At 56.8% G+C, this 16468-nt stretch carries 13 protein-coding genes; 5 read left to right on the top strand and 8 right to left on the bottom strand.

Annotated features, from left to right (window positions below):
• Positions 1–80 precede the first annotated feature (80 nt).
• The gene (locus tag PQR63_RS15475; protein ID WP_408168896.1) at positions 81–842 is read left to right on the top strand and encodes a glutamine amidotransferase; all 762 of its coding nucleotides are present in this window, start codon (positions 81–83) and stop codon (positions 840–842) included.
• Positions 843–847: 5 nt separating this feature from the next.
• Here the strand turns inward: PQR63_RS15475 and PQR63_RS15480 are convergent, their stop codons facing one another.
• Positions 848–1423, bottom strand: coding sequence for an arylesterase (locus PQR63_RS15480; protein ID WP_408169097.1), 576 nt, complete (start codon positions 1421–1423; stop codon positions 848–850).
• A gap of 133 nt (positions 1424–1556) precedes the next feature.
• Between PQR63_RS15480 and PQR63_RS15485 the strand changes: the two genes are divergently transcribed.
• On the top strand, positions 1557–2294 hold the full coding sequence (locus PQR63_RS15485; protein ID WP_408168897.1) for an ABC transporter ATP-binding protein: 738 nt from the start codon (positions 1557–1559) through the stop codon (positions 2292–2294).
• 16 nt (positions 2295–2310) lie between these two features.
• Here the strand turns inward: PQR63_RS15485 and PQR63_RS15490 are convergent, their stop codons facing one another.
• The 3 genes from PQR63_RS15490 to PQR63_RS15500 form a co-directional block, all read right to left on the bottom strand.
• On the bottom strand, positions 2311–3240 hold the full coding sequence (locus tag PQR63_RS15490; protein ID WP_408168898.1) for a DMT family transporter: 930 nt from the start codon (positions 3238–3240) through the stop codon (positions 2311–2313).
• Entirely contained in the window at positions 3230–4741 is a 1512-nt protein-coding gene (locus PQR63_RS15495; RefSeq protein ID WP_408168899.1) for an NAD(P)H-hydrate dehydratase, read from the bottom strand. Before PQR63_RS15495 ends, PQR63_RS15490 begins: the two co-directional genes overlap by 11 nt.
• A gap of 176 nt (positions 4742–4917) precedes the next feature.
• The gene (locus PQR63_RS15500; protein ID WP_408168900.1) at positions 4918–6189 is read right to left on the bottom strand and encodes an FAD-dependent oxidoreductase; all 1272 of its coding nucleotides are present in this window, start codon (positions 6187–6189) and stop codon (positions 4918–4920) included.
• Positions 6190–6625: 436 nt separating this feature from the next.
• Here PQR63_RS15500 and PQR63_RS15505 point away from each other — a divergent pair, with 436 nt between their 5' ends.
• The gene (locus PQR63_RS15505; RefSeq protein WP_408168901.1) at positions 6626–6937 is read left to right on the top strand and encodes a BON domain-containing protein; all 312 of its coding nucleotides are present in this window, start codon (positions 6626–6628) and stop codon (positions 6935–6937) included.
• Between the two features lie 57 nt (positions 6938–6994).
• Here the strand turns inward: PQR63_RS15505 and PQR63_RS15510 are convergent, their stop codons facing one another.
• On the bottom strand, positions 6995–7924 hold the full coding sequence (locus tag PQR63_RS15510; protein WP_408168902.1) for a LysR family transcriptional regulator: 930 nt from the start codon (positions 7922–7924) through the stop codon (positions 6995–6997).
• A gap of 148 nt (positions 7925–8072) precedes the next feature.
• Between PQR63_RS15510 and PQR63_RS15515 the strand changes: the two genes are divergently transcribed.
• Both PQR63_RS15515 and purL read left to right on the top strand, forming a co-directional pair.
• Entirely contained in the window at positions 8073–9092 is a 1020-nt protein-coding gene (locus PQR63_RS15515) for a zinc-binding alcohol dehydrogenase family protein (protein ID WP_408168903.1), read from the top strand.
• Between the two features lie 187 nt (positions 9093–9279).
• Positions 9280–13299, top strand: coding sequence for a phosphoribosylformylglycinamidine synthase (gene purL / locus PQR63_RS15520; protein WP_408168904.1), 4020 nt, complete (start codon positions 9280–9282; stop codon positions 13297–13299).
• Between the two features lie 227 nt (positions 13300–13526).
• Here the strand turns inward: purL and PQR63_RS15525 are convergent, their stop codons facing one another.
• The 3 genes from PQR63_RS15525 to PQR63_RS15535 form a co-directional block, all read right to left on the bottom strand.
• Positions 13527–13856: a hypothetical protein gene (locus tag PQR63_RS15525; RefSeq protein WP_408168905.1), complete on the bottom strand. Its 330-nt coding sequence runs from the start codon at positions 13854–13856 to the stop codon at positions 13527–13529.
• 252 nt (positions 13857–14108) lie between these two features.
• Positions 14109–15185 (bottom strand): porin, encoded by a 1077-nt coding sequence (locus tag PQR63_RS15530; protein WP_408168906.1) that lies wholly within the window; start codon positions 15183–15185, stop codon positions 14109–14111.
• A 458-nt stretch (positions 15186–15643) separates the two neighbouring features.
• Positions 15644–16420: a peptidylprolyl isomerase gene (locus tag PQR63_RS15535; protein ID WP_094563696.1), complete on the bottom strand. Its 777-nt coding sequence runs from the start codon at positions 16418–16420 to the stop codon at positions 15644–15646.
• Between the last annotated feature and the right edge of the window lie 48 nt (positions 16421–16468).

A 16468-nucleotide genomic window follows, 5' to 3' on the forward strand; every position in this document is an offset into this window, starting at 1 on the left:
TATGCGGCCTTTTTTTATGCACTGCGGCATGTTCTGGAACGTACAATGGAATCTCATCCTCGTCTTTGAAGCCTGCGCCAATGTCTGCCTCAGCTACAGCCTCAACCTCCACCTCTGCCTTGCCATCCAATTCAGCCCCGGTTCTGATCATCCACACGGGTGACCCCAACGACGATCTCAAGCAGTCCTACGGTAGCTATGCGGCGCAATTGCAGCATGCAGCGGGCTTGGCGGATCATGAAACCGAGATTGTGTCGGTGTTTCAGGGGCAGTATCTGCGGGAGCCTGACCAGTATCGCGCGGTGTTGATTACCGGGTCGCCGACCATGGTGACGGATCTGGTGGAGTGGAGCGAGCGCACCGCGGAGTGGTTGCGCCGTGCGGCACAACGGCAATTGCCCATGTTCGGCGTGTGCTATGGACATCAGCTGTTATCGCATGCCTTCGGCGGCAAGGTGGGCTTCAACCCGGCCGGACGCGTGGCGGGAACCATGACTGTCAACATGCACCCGGTTGCAGCGGATGAACATTTGCTGCATGAGGCGCCGGCGAGTTTTCCCGCGCACATGCTGCATTCCCAAGTCGTGCTGAAGCCGCCTCCGGGCGCCACGATTCTTGCCAGTTCGCCGATGGATCCGCACCATATGCTGCGTCTGGCGCCGAATATCTTTTCAGCGCAATTCCATCCTGAATTCAGTAGCGATTTCGTCAAGGCGCATCTGGCCTGGTATCGCGAGATCTACAGCAAGTGCGGCATCGACACTGATGTCATGGCCGAGCAGGTCAGCGACACGCCGCAGTCAGCGGCAATCTTGCGCCGCTTCCTGCATTTGCACGCCTGACATCGCTATTTCAGCAGCGGCTTGAGATAGGGCCAGACGTTGTCCAGCAGCGTGGCTTGGGCTTGTTCGTTAGGATGCATGCGATCCGCCTGAAACAGCGCCGGCTTGTCGGCGATATCCTTCATGAAGAACGGCACCAGCGCGGTCTTGTTCTGTTTGGCCGCAGCAGGGAACAATTGCGCGAATTTGCCCGCATAGTCCGCACCGTAATTCGGCGGAATCTGCATGCCGACCACCAATACTTTGGCCTTGGCCTGACGCGACATATCGATAATTGCCTGCAGATTGCTTTGCGTTGCGCTCAGTTGCAAGCCGCGCAGCGCATCGTTGGCGCCGAGTTCGACGATCACGATATCGGGTGTGTGTTTGCTTAGCAGAGCGGGCAGGCGGGTTTTGCCGCCGATGGTGGTTTCGCCACTGATGCTGGCGTTGACGATGGAGGCACCGATCTTTTCCTGTTGCAGGCGTTTATCCAGCAAGGCCACCCAGCCGCTTCCACGTGTGAGACCGTATTCAGCTGACAGGCTGTCGCCGAGCACAAGCAGGGTTTTTGGTGCAGAATAGGCGCTCGCCGCCAGCATCAGCAAGGGTATCGCCAGCAACGCAGTGAACAGACGACGCCATGACTTGCTTTGTATCGCCGTATTCGCCGTATTGCGGTTGCCGGTGTACTTCCTCAGCCACTGACCCATCCACTTGACGCCATCGTATTGCATGCCTGATTCCTCTGAATTTTCTGCTACCGGCGCTGCTGGTCCTACCACCACCGCCATCGAAGTTGTCCAACTATCCAAACGCGTCGCCGATGCAGCAGCTCCGGCGACTGCCGTGAGCAAAGCCGGTGAGCTGGCGATTTTGCGTGCCGTCAATTTTAACGTGCAGGCGGGAACGACGCTGGCCATTGTCGGTGCCTCCGGTTCCGGCAAGTCGACTTTGCTCGGTTTGCTGGCCGGATTGGACACGCCATCGGACGGCACCGTCAAGATCGACGGCGTCGATATCTTTGCTCTCGACGAAGACGGTCGCGCTGCGCTGCGCAAGCATAAACTCGGCTTTGTCTTCCAGTCTTTCCAGTTGCTGGGGCATCTGAATGCGGTAGAGAACGTCATGCTGCCGCTCGAATTGCGCGGTGACGCGCAGGCGCGTACGAAGGCCGAAAGCATGCTGGCGCGCGTTGGCCTTGCCAGTCGCCTCAAGCACTATCCCAAATATCTGTCCGGCGGCGAACAGCAACGCGTGGCGTTGGCGCGCGCTTTCGTCACCCAGCCACCATTGTTGCTGGCCGATGAGCCTACCGGCAGTCTCGATGCGACGACCGGTGAAGCGGTGATCCAGTTGATGTTTGAATTGAATCAGGAGCATGGTTCCACGCTGGTGCTGGTCACACATGACCCCTCCATCGCGGCGCGTTGCGCCCGTACGATCACGATCGCTGCGGGGCGTCTCGTTTAAATTCGTTTGAGGTATTTCAGGCCGGCTTCTGTATCGCCTTGCGCAGAGGATGCGTGCGGCGGTGTTCAACCCAGGCAATACCCATCCCGCTGGCACAGATGATCGCAACCCCAAGAATGGTGACAGCATCCGGAAACTGGCCGAACACCAGCCAGCCCATGGTGGTTGCCGAGATGATCTGAGTATAAGCGAAGGGCGTCAGCACGGAAGCTTCGGCATGTTTGTAGGCCGTGTTCATGAATAAATGGCCGATGGTGCTGGTGATGCCGGTAGATGCCAGAATCAGCCACTCGGTCGTGTCCGGCGTATGCGGTGACCAGAAAAACGGCACCATCAGCGTGCTCAGCACCATTCCTATCAATCCACCATAAAACAGAGTCACCATCGGATCATCCGCGCGGTTGGCTTTGCGATTGAGGATGGACACGGCGGCATAGGTCGCTGCCGACAACAGGCCCAGCACCACACCGTGCGCAGGGATGTCGCCACCGGGGCGGATCACGATCAGCATGCCTGTAAATCCGACCCCCACTGCGATCCAGCGCGAGATGTAGGTGGCTTCACCAAGAAGCCAGGGCGATACGGCGAGCACGATCAAGGGCGCGCAGAAATTCATCGCCGTCCCTTCGGCCAGCGGGACAATTTTCAATACCGAGAAAAACATCAGCGTCGACAGCAGCAGCGCCACGGCGCGGATGAACTGCAGGCGTGGATTGTTCGAGTGCAAGATGCTGCGGCCGTGACGACGTTTGTAAAGCGGCATCAGCGTCGCCGCCATGAAAATCGTATTGATGGTGTAGCGCATCCACGCAATCATCACCACGTGGTAACCGGCCATGCCGAGCAGCTTGCCCGCCGTGTCCAGCAAGGACAGTGTCCACAAACCAGAAATCAGAAAAAAAATGCCCAGCCAGAGTTGCGGATGTGTGGCGATGTTAGCGGGCATGGTCTCGGATGATTTGATTGAGAAGGGTGCGGATGGCAGGAATGACTTCGCTGGCGGTCAGACCGACCGGACCCACGCCGAGGTCCACCAGTTGATCGGCGGCCCTGCCGTGCATCCAGACTGCTGCCAGCGCTGCCTGTGTGGCAGGCCAGCCTTGCGCCAGCAATGCGCCGCACAGACCAGACAGGACGTCGCCGGTGCCGGCAGTGGAAAGCGCTGGATTACCGGTGGTGTTGATGACGATCTCTCCGTCCGGAAAAGCGATGACGGTACCCGCACCCTTCAGGATGGCGATACTTTTGAAATGTCGCGCCAGCAGTCGCGCAGCCTGCGGCCGGTCATGCTGAATCTCGGCGGTGGTGGCGTCGAGCAGCCGGGCAGCTTCCAATGGATGCGGCGTAATGATGCTGGTGTGCTGGGCACGGTCTTGCAGCTTGTGTTGCAAGCCGGGTTCAGCAGCAATCATATTAAGCGCGTCGGCATCAATCACGATGCGGCCTTGTGCATCCAAGGCGCGAGATAACACATCATGTGCGTGGCGCGAGGTGCCGAGGCCGGGGCCGACCACAATCGTGGCGGTGCTGAATTCGACGCGATCCGCCTGGCGCATCATCAGTTCGGGATGCACGCTATCGTATGCCGGGGCATCGTCGACAAAAGCGATAAACACGCGGCCGCTGCCGGCGTGGGCCGCCATACGTGCCGCCAGCACAGGCGCGCCGCCCATGCCGTGGGCACCGCCGACCACGATGACGTCGCCATAACTGCCCTTGTGGGTGTTGCCGGCCCGTGGCTTCAATGCGGAGCTGAATAGCGACAGCTCGTTGAGGCGGGCGTGCGGTGTTACAAAGCAGCTCTCTTCGATGTCGAGGGACTCCAGCAGGATGTCGCCGCTGAAGTCTTCGCCATCGCAGGTGTGCATGCCGGGCTTGTCGCCGATAAAGCTCAACGTATGCGTGGCGCGCACGGCAACGCAGCCGGCGCCGCCGATCACGCTGCCGGTATCGGCGTTCATGCCGCTGGCGATATCGATGGCCAACACCGGGCAGCGCAACGTATTGATGTAATCGACACAAGCTCGCAGTTTGCCCACGATAGGACGGGTCTGGCCGATGCCGAACAAGCCATCGACAACCAGCGTCCAGCGCTGCGAGGCCAGATGGCCGGGATCGGCGACGTCGAGAAACTCCACTTCAGACTCGCGTGCTCGTTGCAGTGCGTGGCGCGCGTCGTCAGGCTGTTTAGCTTCATCAGCGTGCAAGGCGACGGCGACATGCAGATCGAATTGGGAGAGGTAATGGGCCGCTTCCAGCGCATCGCCGCCGTTGTTGCCGGGACCGGCCAGGATCAGGACATGTATTTCGTCTTCGCCTGCTACCAGACTTAGCGCAAGCCGGGCACAGGCTTCGCCGGCACGTTGCATCAGGGTGTAGGAGGGCAGCCCAGCCTTGGCGGCATGTTCGATCTGGCGGATTTCAGCAATCGAATAAAGCGCACTCATGGTCAATGCGGCCCGGTAAGGTCAAAAGAATGGAACGAAGGGGGTGAAACGATGGTGCTGCCGTATTTATTCTAAGTCAATTGAAAAAAATCCGCAGACATGAAAAGAGACGGCTGCCAGTGTAAAAACTGAAGCCGTCTGCCGATCTTCCGATCAGGCAGCGTCTCTATTGACAATCAAGAGGCCAAGGCCGACAGCAACAAGCCATCGCTGTCGATCTCCGTTTCACGTCCCTCCATGGCATCGGCCAGCAGTTTGGCAGAACCGACCGCGGCTGCCCAGCCGTGTACGCCGTGTCCGGTGTTGACGAAGATGTTGCCGTGCGTTGTGGCGCCCGTCAGCGGCATGCCATTGGGTTGCAAGGCAAACGTGCTGCTCCAGAAACTGGCGGTATTGAAGTTGGCGGCGTTTGGATAATAATCGTTGGCGACTTTGAGCAAGCTGCTGATGGCTTTGACGTGCGGCTGGTCGGTCTTCGGCAAGAAGCCGAGCAGGCCTGACACGCGGATGCGGTTGCCCACGCGTGCAATGGCGACCTTGTAGGTTTCATCGAACAAGGCTGTGTTGGGCGCTTCGTCGAGATTCTTGACGGCAGCCATGGCGTTGTAGCTTTGAATCGGACACAGCGGCAGCGACATGCCCAGCGGTTTGAGCAATTGCATGTTCTGCATGCCGGCTGCCAGAACGACGCCATCAACCGTCAGCGTGCTATCGGCAACATCAATCGAGACACGGCCGCCGAATTCGGGACGGATTGCTTTGACGGATTGCGAAAAGTGAAACTGCACGCCAAGGGACTGGGCGATGGCGCGCAATTGCTTGACGAACAGGACACAATTGCCGGCGCCGTCTTTGGGGTAATACATCGCACCGGCGACTGGTGTCGCCGACTGGAATGCCGGTTCCACTTGCTGGATGGCTTCCAATCCTTTGATGCTGTGCCGTGTCAGTTCGAATTGTTTGAGGCTGTCCTGGATGCTGGCGCAACGATCTGCATCGGCTTGCTGGCGAAACAGATGCAGCAAGCCCTGGCTGTTTTCCTGATCCAGCCCGTATTGATCCTGAAGATGCTGGGTCAGCATCTGACCATACGCAGACAGACGCGTCAGACGTTGTTTGTTGAGCGAGAAATAGTCCTGATATTCGCGGCGCGACTTGCGCACCCAGCGCCATCGCGCAGGATTGAAGCCGGATTTGACCAGAATCGGTGGGTCGTTTTTGAACAGGTTGGACAAGGCGGTTCTCGTGATGCCCGGCAATACCAGCGGTTGCACCGCGCACGGCGCCAACAGGCCGGAATTGCCGAAAGTCGCTTCTTCGGCGACATTGGCGCGCCGCTCCAGCACGGCGACTTCAAAGCCGGCGCACGCCAGGAAATAAGCAGTGCTTACTCCCGACAGGCCGCCGCCGATAATGGCAATCTGTTTCAGTGTTTTATTTTGCGTCACTATTTATCGTCACTAATTCTATGAAACCGAAAAGGTCGCTTCCCCATGCAGACCCGTATTGGCGGCACTGTGGATGTCTGCCAGCGTTATCTCTGGCTGTTTGCCTCGGTAATGCGGCCTGAATGATACCAAATCGGCATACCCGCAGCGCGCTCAGTGGTTTTTTTTGTGAACGATGCATGGTAACGACGTTGATCGAGCCAGTGAATTGCCGAGTAGGCAATGAATCGTGTCGTAGTTTTTTGATTGTTATCAACAAAGAGGTGGATTTCAGCAAGCAGCAGGAACTTGAAAATCGCAAATTCCTCTCAAGAAGGCCTGTTATTCCACGGGGGAATTGGCTACAGTGCGGTGTGTCGCAATAACCGAACTTTTTGTTCCAGTTCGCTCCATGGCGGAACCGGCGTTCTACATCAATTCTTATAAAGGTGAACTTATGACAATGTCCAAACGTTTTGCTGCATTTTTCTTCGCTCTGTTCATGCTGGCACTGGCCGGTTGCTCATCGACTCCTCAGCAAGCCAGCACCGGGCAGATCATTGACGATTCCGTGATCACAACCAAAGTGAAGGCGGCGATTTTCGAAGAGCCGAATCTGAAGACGCTGCAAATCAGCGTGGAAACCTACAAAGGCATCGTGCAACTGAGCGGCTTCGTCAACTCCAGTGCGGTCTCGTTGAGGGCCGCCGAAGTGACGCGCAAGGTAGAAGGCGTCAAGGGTGTCAAGAACAGTCTTGTTGTGAAGTAAGTCTTCACATTGCAGCATCATCGGCCCGGATCGACCAACAGTTGATCCGGGCCGATCTTATTTCAGCCTGCCACTTTTCGACCTGACATTTTCATTTTCCAGCGCATCAAAGCGGGTGCGCAGAAAAACCAGCAAAGCACGTACCGTCGGCGATGCGCTATTGCGATGCGGATAAACAGCATTAAGCGGAATCTCTTCGCGGCAATAGTCATCCAGCACGGTCGCCAGCCGTCCGGCGCGGACATCCTCGCGCACATCAATCCACGATTTGTAGGCAATACCGGCACCGGCCACCGCCCATTGGCGCGCGATGGAGGCATCGTCGGTCATGCGATCACCTTGCACCTTGATATCGATGTGCTGTTTGCCGTTCTGAAAACGCCATTGATTGAACAGACCTTGCTTCAGGTAAAACAGCAGACAGTTGTGATCGTGCAAATCTTCCGGCTTGGAAGGTATGCCACGCCGGTCAAGGTAGTCAGGAGACGCAACAAGGACACGTCGACCGACGGCCAACTGTTGCGAGACCAATGTTGAATCGCTGAGCTTGCCCGAACGGATTGCGACATCCACTGCGTCGCGGAACAGATCCGCCACGCGATCCGAAAACTGCATCGTGAACTTGACGTCGGGATGCGCCGTCTGAAAGTCATTGAGCCAGGGAAGCAGGACATTACGCCCGATGTCTGATGGCATCGACAAGCGGATATGGCCCTGAATGGCGTCTTTGCTGCTGCTGAGCAGGGATTCGCCTTCCTGCAGCAGCGCCAGCGCATCGCGGCAATACTCCAGAAAAATCTCTCCCTCAGGCGTGAGCCGCATGCTGCGCGTGGAACGGGCGAACAGCCGGGTATTGAGCCGTTGCTCGACGCGTTTCAGGCTGGCGCTGGCAGTCGCCGGAAGGATGCCAAGAATGCGCGCCGCCTGCGACAGGCTGCCGGTATCGGCGGTGTGGATCAGCAGTTGCAGGTCGGTGATGGCGTACATGGCGGATGTGAAAAGCTTATTTTCAAATTTAATTTGTAAGTAATTCAATTTTAAGTCTATTTATCTGTTTTTGCGTGGCGGTGATAATGGCTCATCTCCCGGATAGTCCGGGTGCCGGAACTGAATCAAAGCTCATAGGAGAAAGACCATGAAAGCTGTAGCCATAAAGCGTTACCTGCCCATCGATAACCCAGAATCCCTGTTGGACGTGGAATTGCCGCGTCCAACCCCACAAGGCCGCGACTTGCTGGTGGCCGTCAAAGCGATCGCGGTGAACCCTGTCGACACCAAGGTGCGCGCGCCCAAAGATAAGGTCGAAGACACGCCGCGCGTGCTCGGCTGGGATGCTGCCGGCATCGTGGAGGCAGTCGGCTCAGAGGTGGCCGGATTCAAGGTCGGCGACAAAGTGTTCTATGCGGGGGATATCACCCGTCCGGGCAGCAACAGCGAATTTCAGTTGATCGACGAGCGCATCGTCGGCCATGCGCCGGCATCGCTGGCGATGGAAGAGGCTGCGGCCTTGCCGCTGACCGCGATCACTGCGTGGGAGGCCTTATTCGAACGCCTGCGGGTGCCGCGCAAAGCCGCTGCCGGCAAGGCGTCCAGCATTCTGATCATCGGCGGCGCCGGTGGTGTGGGTTCGATCGCAATCCAATTGGCAGCCAAGGTGGTCGGCTTGAACGTGATCGCCACTGCTTCGCGTCCGGAATCCGAAAAATGGGTGCGCGAGCTGGGGGCGCAGCAGGTCATCAACCACTTCGGCGATATGTCGGCGCAGTTGAAGGCTTTGGGCATCGAGAATGTGGAGCACGTGCTGATCCTCAATGACACCGACAAGCATTTCCCGGCGGCGGCGCAGATCGTCGCACCGCAAGGCACGATTGCCACGATTGTCGAAAACAGTGGTCCTCTCGATGTTTCCCTGCTGAAAGCCAAGAGTGCCGGTTTTGTGTGGGAATTCATGTTCACCCGTTCGATGTTCCAGACTCCTGACATGGCGGAGCAGGGCAAACTGCTTGACGAAATCGCCCATCTGATCGACCAGGGTGTTATCAAAACCACGGTCAGCAAGGTGTTGTCACCGATCAATGCAGCCAATCTGCGCCAGGCGCATGCCGATCTGGAAGGCGGGCGGGTCATTGGCAAGATCGTGTTGAAAGATTTCTAAGTTTTTGATGGCGTGATGCTGCCATTCCGGAGCGCTTTACAGCCGGAATGGCGGTTTTCATGGGCTGGATCAGGGTGGGCAAGGTATAATGCTGCTTTTCGTATTTCCCGTCGCAAACGCTGCGCGGCCGGATGTTCATGCATTCAAATACGAACCCGATTCCACCGCCAAATCCTGACTTTCTGCCATGCTGATTCTGCCGGGCTCCAATGCCCTTTCTGCCTTCCGCACTCAACGTCTCTTGTCCCAATTGCAATCTGTCGATGCCGCGATTACCGGCGTGACCGGGCGCTACATCCATTTCATCGACGCTGTCGGTGACGTGTCGCAGGACGACAAGGCGCGCCTCGATGGCTTGCTGACTTACGGCGAACCGTTCTCCGGAGCGGCTGAGGGCGATGAATTCGTCGTTATTCCACGTTTTGGCACGATCTCGCCATGGGCCAGCAAGGCCACCGATATCGCCCATAACTGCGGCATGACGCATATCCATCGCATTGAACGTGGCATCGTGTATCACGTGCAAGTCAAAACCGGTTTGCTCGGCGGCGCAAAGAAGCTGAACGAAGCCAGCCTGATGGCGGTCGCCGCGCTGTTGCACGATCGCATGACTGATATGGTTCTGCGTACCCCGCAGGAAGCGGCTGGGCTGTTCAGCGAGTTGCAAGCCAAACCACTGGAATTCATTGACCTGCTGACAGGCGGCAAAGCAGCACTGGAAAGCGCTAACACCGAACTCGGCCTGGCTCTGTCGGATGATGAGATCGACTATCTGGTCGACGCTTTCACCCGCGCGCAGCGCAATCCGACCGACGTCGAACTGATGATGTTCGCGCAGGCCAACAGCGAACACTGCCGTCACAAGATTTTCAACGCAGACTGGACTATCGACGGCGAGAAGCAAACCAAGTCGCTGTTCGGCATGATCCGCAATACGCACGAGCTGCATCCAGAAGGCACCGTGGTCGCTTACAGCGACAACTCTTCCGTCATCGAAGGCGCCAATATTTCGCGCTTCTATCAGCGCGGTGCGGCCAAGGGCAACGTCTACGAAGCATCGGACGAATTGACCCACATCCTGATGAAGGTCGAGACGCACAATCACCCGACCGCAATCTCGCCGTTTCCAGGTGCCTCGACTGGCGCCGGTGGTGAGATTCGCGATGAAGGCGCAACCGGCCGTGGCGCCAAGCCCAAGGCTGGCCTGACCGGCTTTACCGTCTCCAACCTGATGGTCACGCACGCCGTGCAACCATGGGAAAACGCCCGTGACGTAGCGCAAGCGCCAGCGCAGCGCGATGCATTGGCGCAAGCCGGCATCTACGGCAAGCCTGATCGCATCGCTTCGCCGCTGCAAATCATGATCGACGGTCCGCTCGGCGGCGCCGCGTTCAACAACGAATTCGGCCGTCCAAACCTGGGCGGTTATTTCCGCACTTACGAACAAAACGTCGGCGGCAACGTGCAGGGCTATCACAAGCCCATCATGATCGCCGGCGGTATCGGCAGTATCAACGCCAAGCACACCAAGAAAAACGATCTGCCGGTCGGCAGCCTGTTGATTCAATTGGGTGGTCCGGGCATGCGTATCGGCATGGGCGGCAGTGCTGCCTCGTCAATGGCGACCGGTGCTAATACCGCCGATCTGGACTTCGACTCCGTGCAACGCGGTAATCCGGAAATGGAACGTCGCGCGCAAGAAGTCATCAACGCCTGCTGGACCATGGGTGACGACAATCCGATTCTGTCGATCCATGACGTCGGTGCCGGCGGTCTGTCGAACGCCTTCCCGGAAATCACCAACGACGCCAAGCGTGGCGCGATTTTCGACCTGCGCAAGATCCCGCTGGAAGAGAGCGGTCTGGCGCCGAAGGAAATCTGGAGCAATGAATCACAAGAGCGCTATGTCCTGGCGATCGCGCCGGAGCAACTGCCGCTGTTCCGCTACCTGTGCGAACGTGAGCGCTGCCTGTTTGCCGTAGTTGGCACGGCAACCGAAGAGCGCCAGCTGAAGCTGGTCGATCCGGAGCAAAACAACAATCCGGTCGACATGCCGATGGACGTCTTGCTGGGCAAGCCGCCAAAGATGCATCGCGACGTCAAGCACGTTGCCGTCGAATTGCCGCCAGTTGACCTGACCGGTATGGATCTGGTCGAGGTATCGCACCGTGTGCTGCGTCTGCCTACTGTCGCCGACAAGTCTTTCCTGATCACCATCGGTGACCGTAGCGTCGGCGCGATGACCGTGCGTGACCAGATGGTCGGTCCATGGCAGGTGCCTGTCGCTGACTGCGCCGTGACCGCCATGAGCCTGGAAGGCTATCTGGGCGAGGCGATGGCCATGGGCGAGCGTACGCCGCTGGCCGTGATCAATGCCGCAGCCTCAGGTCGCATGGCGGTCGGCGAAGCAATCACCAACATCGCCGCTGCAGCGATTGAAAAAATCTCTGACATCAAGCTGTCGGCCAACTGGATGGCTGCCTGTGGTCAACCCGGTCAGGACGCAGCGCTGTTCGACACCGTCAAGGCCATCGGCATGGAACTGTGCCCGGCACTGGGTGTGTCCATCCCGGTCGGCAAGGACTCGCTGTCGATGCGTACAACGTGGAAAGACGACGGCGATGCCAAATCGGTCATGTCGCCAGTGTCGCTGATCGTTTCCTCATTTGCTCCCGTACAAGACGTGCGCCGCACATTGACTCCACAGATCCGCAAGGATCTGGGCGATACCGTGCTGATTGCCATCGACCTCGGTCGCGGCAAGAACCGCATGGGTGCATCGGCACTGACGCAAGTCATGCAGCAAATCGGCAACGAAACGCCGGACGTTGATAGCGCCGAAGATCTCAAGGGCTTCTTTGCGGCGATCCAGCAACTGAACAAGGAAGGCCAACTGCTGGCTTACCATGACCGTTCGGATGGCGGCTTGTTCGCTACGCTGACGGAAATGGCCTTTGCCGGCCGCAGCGGCTTGTCGATCAACCTCGACATCCTGACGATGGAAGGCGAGCATGCTTCCGACTGGGGTGATTCCAAGAACTGGGCATCGCAAGTCGGTGAGCGCCGCAACGAGATGACGCTGCGCGCGCTGTTCAATGAAGAACTCGGCGCAGTGATTCAAGTGCGCGCCGATCAAAAGTCCGAAGTCATGAATGTGTTGCGTACCTACAATCTGGGTGCCTGCAGCCACATCATCGGCAAGCCGAACAATCGCGACGTGATCGAATTCATGCGCGACGCCAAGAACATCTACAGCCAGCCACGCAGCGAGTTGCATCGCCTGTGGAGCGAGACCAGCTGGCGCATCGCGCGTCTGCGCGACAACCCGGCCTGCGCCGATGCCGAATACGAACGTCTGCTCGACGTCGCCGATCCCGGCATGACGCCGAAGCTGACCTTCGATCCGCAAGAAGACATCGCTGCACCGTTCATCAACACCGGTGCGCGTCCGCGTGTGGCGATCCTGCGTGAGCAGGGCGTCAATTCGCATATCGAAACCGCCTATGTCATGCACAAGTCCGGCTTCGAGTCGGTCGACGTACACATGAGCGACCTGATTGCCGGTCGCGCCAAGCTGGGTGACTTCACCGGTCTGATCGCCGTTGGTGGTTTTTCCTACGGCGACGTGCTGGGTGCTGGCGAGGGCTGGGCCAAGACGATTCTGTTCAATGCGCAACTGGCTGAGCAGTTCTCGCAGTTCTTCCAGCGTCAGGACACGTTCTCGCTGGGTATCTGCAACGGCTGCCAGATGATGAGCAACCTGAAGTCCATCATTCCGGGTGCGGAAGCCTGGCCGAAGTTCACACGCAACAAGTCGGAGCAATTCGAAGCGCGTTTCGCCATGGTCGAAGTGCAGGATTCTCCATCGATCTTCTTGCAAGGCATGGCCGGCACGCAAACACCGATCGCTGTCGCGCACGGTGAAGGCTTCGCCGACTTCTCGTTGACCGGCGACGTCAACAAGGCCTTGGTGGCAATGCGTTTCATCGACAACAAGGGCGAGGTCACAGAATCCTATCCGTACAATCCAAACGGCTCGCCGCAAGGGATCACGTCGGTGACGACGCCGGACGGCCGCTTCAATGTGCTGATGCCGCATGCCGAGCGCGTGTTCCGTACCGTGACGCAATCGTGGCATCCGGACGCTTGGGGTGAGGATTCGCCTTGGACGCGTATGTTCCGCAATGCACGTAAGTGGGTGGGATAGCCAGGCTGATTTATCTCCCGTCTGGTAACGAAAAAGGCACTCTTTGAGTGTAATGCCGTTCAGTTAAGCTCAATCAGGTTCAGTTTTTGAAGCTAAAAGAGCCGTAAAACCAAGAAAAACGCCGCTTCGAATTACTTCGCAGCGGCGTTTTTTGTCTTAACTGAACGGCATTACTCTTCTGAGTGCCTTTTTTTATTGCGCCAGTTTGATGATTGCTGATTCTGAGATTAACTGATCGGCAACGCCCGATTGCCGCGAACTCGACGCGTCAAAATCCACAGTCCATGAACCAAGGTGAATAGAATGCCCGCAATCATGAGCCAGACGCCGAGCGAAAATTCAGGAGGCATCTCAGCCGAGGTTGTATTGGTTAATTTGTCGCTGTAGAGCGCGATTGCCAGTCCTATCCAGATCAACGCTGAATACATGGCCCACAGCCATATCTTGGTTTTGCTGCGAAAGGTTTGCCAGGTGGCGAAAACACTCGAAAAGAGGAGCAGGCACAAGCAGGCGCCAATGCTGAACAGTTCGGTTGGAGGCAACTTGCTAAGAGTCATGAGGCATACCGGAAGTCATAAGGAAGAGTTGAGACTCCGGAAAGTGCATGCGGTTTCTCCGCTGTTACAAACGGAAGCAAAGCAGAAAAGGTTTCGAGATTTGTCTGAAAAACCTGAGGTTCTTCGGTTCTTTCTCCGATAGCGCTTGCTAAAAGAAAAAACGCAGACCCTTTCAGGAATCTGCGTTTTTAAGTCGCCCACCGCGATGGATTGCGATGAACGGGTTTAGCGAAATTGAGCTGAATGGCAGGTTTAGAAAATGTGACGAATACCAACCGACAGGCCGGTCACATTGCTCTTTCCGGCCAGTTCAACTTGTGCTGCGTCTTTGGCCTTGTTGTAGTCGACAGTCGTATAGACCTGTGTGCGCTTGGACAATGCGTACTCAGCAACGCCAACCAGTGCGTAGCGCTTACCGCTATCGCCGGCAACGCTGACGTTCTTGCTCTTGTCATAGTATGCGGCGCCGGTCAGTGCCCATGCAGGAGTCAACTGATAGGTCGTACCGAAGAAGTAACCGTCGTCCTTGCGTTCCAGGCCAACCACGCCACCGTTCTTGCTGGCAACGCTGTTTTCGAGAGCAAAGTAAGCGGAGGTCGTGCCTGTGCTGTCCTTGATCTTGTAATAACCGCCGTACAGCTTGGCGGCGCCAATCACATAGGAAACGCTCAGGTTGTAGGCCTTGTCCTTGTTGGCGTTGGTTGTCGCGTCAACAGTTTGTTGATAGCCACCGCCGAAAGACAGGTTGCCAGTAGTGTATTGCAGCGAAGAGCTGACCTGGCTGCCCTTGCGCACGGAGCCTGCTTGCTCACCCATGGCCCAGCTCAGACCCGCCGACAAGCCACCGAAGGTACCGTAGTACTTAATCATGTTCGAGTTACGAACCAATGTTGCACCGGCTGGCAACCAGGAGTTGGCAGCGTAGTTACCGACTGTCAACGGATCGAAATGATCGGCCATCAGATCGAACAAAGGGGTTTGCTGGCGACCCAGGCTAATCTGGCCGTAGCTATTGCTCAGGCCAACCCACGATTGACGGCTGAACAGCACGCCAGGCTGGGACATGCCACCGGTGTCCGAATTGAAGCCGTTTTCCAGACGGAAGTTGGCCTTCAGGCCGCCGCCCAGATCTTCTGTGCCCTTGAAGCCGATACGGCTGTTCGAGATCGCGCCGTTGTCCATCTTGACGTTGCTGTTGCCTGCAGCGTTATCGCTGCTGACATAGCGGATGCTGGTGTCGACGATACCGTAGACGGTGACGCTGGACTGAGCAAAGGCGCTGCTGCTGGCAAGGCCGGCGATGACGAGTGCCAAAGAAGTTTTTTTCATGCATTTCTCCAGAAACTTGCTGTTTTTTATGGTCCGTACAAAGACATGATCGCTATTGTGCAGCGCCTGTTTTTGCACCTTCATCGCCGCATGTGCTTTTGTATTTTTCGCTTGAATGCGGCGTTACCCGTATCGGGTAGGCGAGAGAATATCAGGAGATTTTTAGGGTGAAAAACGAATTAACTGACGAGTGTGCTATTTGTAGTTTTTCGGTAAAAGCGTAAATTATTTCGTCATTAATATTGACCTGGATGCGTGTTTCGCGCATGCGGGCGTAATTTTTTTATATTTTTACGCATCGATTATCTATTTTTGTACAAAACAAAAAAACAATCGTTTAAATTAAAAAAACGCCCAAAACCGAGGTCGGTGATGGGCGTTTTCTTTACTGACGAAACGCTAAAATCGCATTCCGCCGAGTAGCTTGGATAGTGCGGTTGTACTACCAGCTTGCTGAATTACTGAACCTTGGCTTTCTTGCGCAGTTCTTCCTGATACGCTTGCAGCTTCTTCTGTTGCAGCGCTTCAGCGATTTGCGGTTTCACTTCTTCCAGAGTCGGCACCTTGGCTGGACGTGTGTCTTCCAGCTTGATCACGTGGTAGCCGAATTGGGTCTTCACTGGTGTTTCAGTGATTTCACCCTTCTTCAGTGCAACCATGGCGTCGGAGAATGGCTTCACGAACGAAGCTGGTGTTGCCCAGTCCAGATCGCCACCGTTGGCTGCGGAACCAGTGTCCTTCGATTGCTTTGCCAGGTCTTCAAACTTGGTGCCGGCCTTCAGCTTGGCGATGATCGCCTTTGCGTCTTCTTCCTTGTCGACCAGGATATGGCGAGCGTGGTATTCCTTGTCGCCGGCTTGTGCCTTGAATTTGTCGTATTCAGCCTTGATGTCAGCGTCAGCAACCGGATGCTTCTTCAGGTAGTCGCCGATCAGTGCGCGGATGACGATGCCTTGACGAGCCAGTTCCAGTTGGTTCTTGACGTCAGGGTTGTTGCTCAGACCTTGCTTGTCGGCCTCTTGCATCAGGATTTCACGATTGATCAGCTCTTCCTTCACGGCGCCGCGCAGTTGCGGGCTGTCAGGCTGACCTTGTGCTGTCATTTGCTTGACCATTGCATCGGCGCGCGAGGATGGAATCGACTTGCCGTTAACCACGGCCAGATTTTGCGCCATGACTGGCAAAGCAGCAGTTGCAAACAGCAGTACCAGCAAACGAGCAGGTTTGAATGTCATTATTGAATCCTAAAAATGGAGGTAATAAATCGGGAAAATAAACAGAAA

It is taken from the genome of Herbaspirillum rhizosphaerae (genome assembly GCF_046025915.1).
GTDB classification, from domain to species: Bacteria; Pseudomonadota; Gammaproteobacteria; order Burkholderiales; family Burkholderiaceae_D; genus Herbaspirillum; species Herbaspirillum rhizosphaerae_A.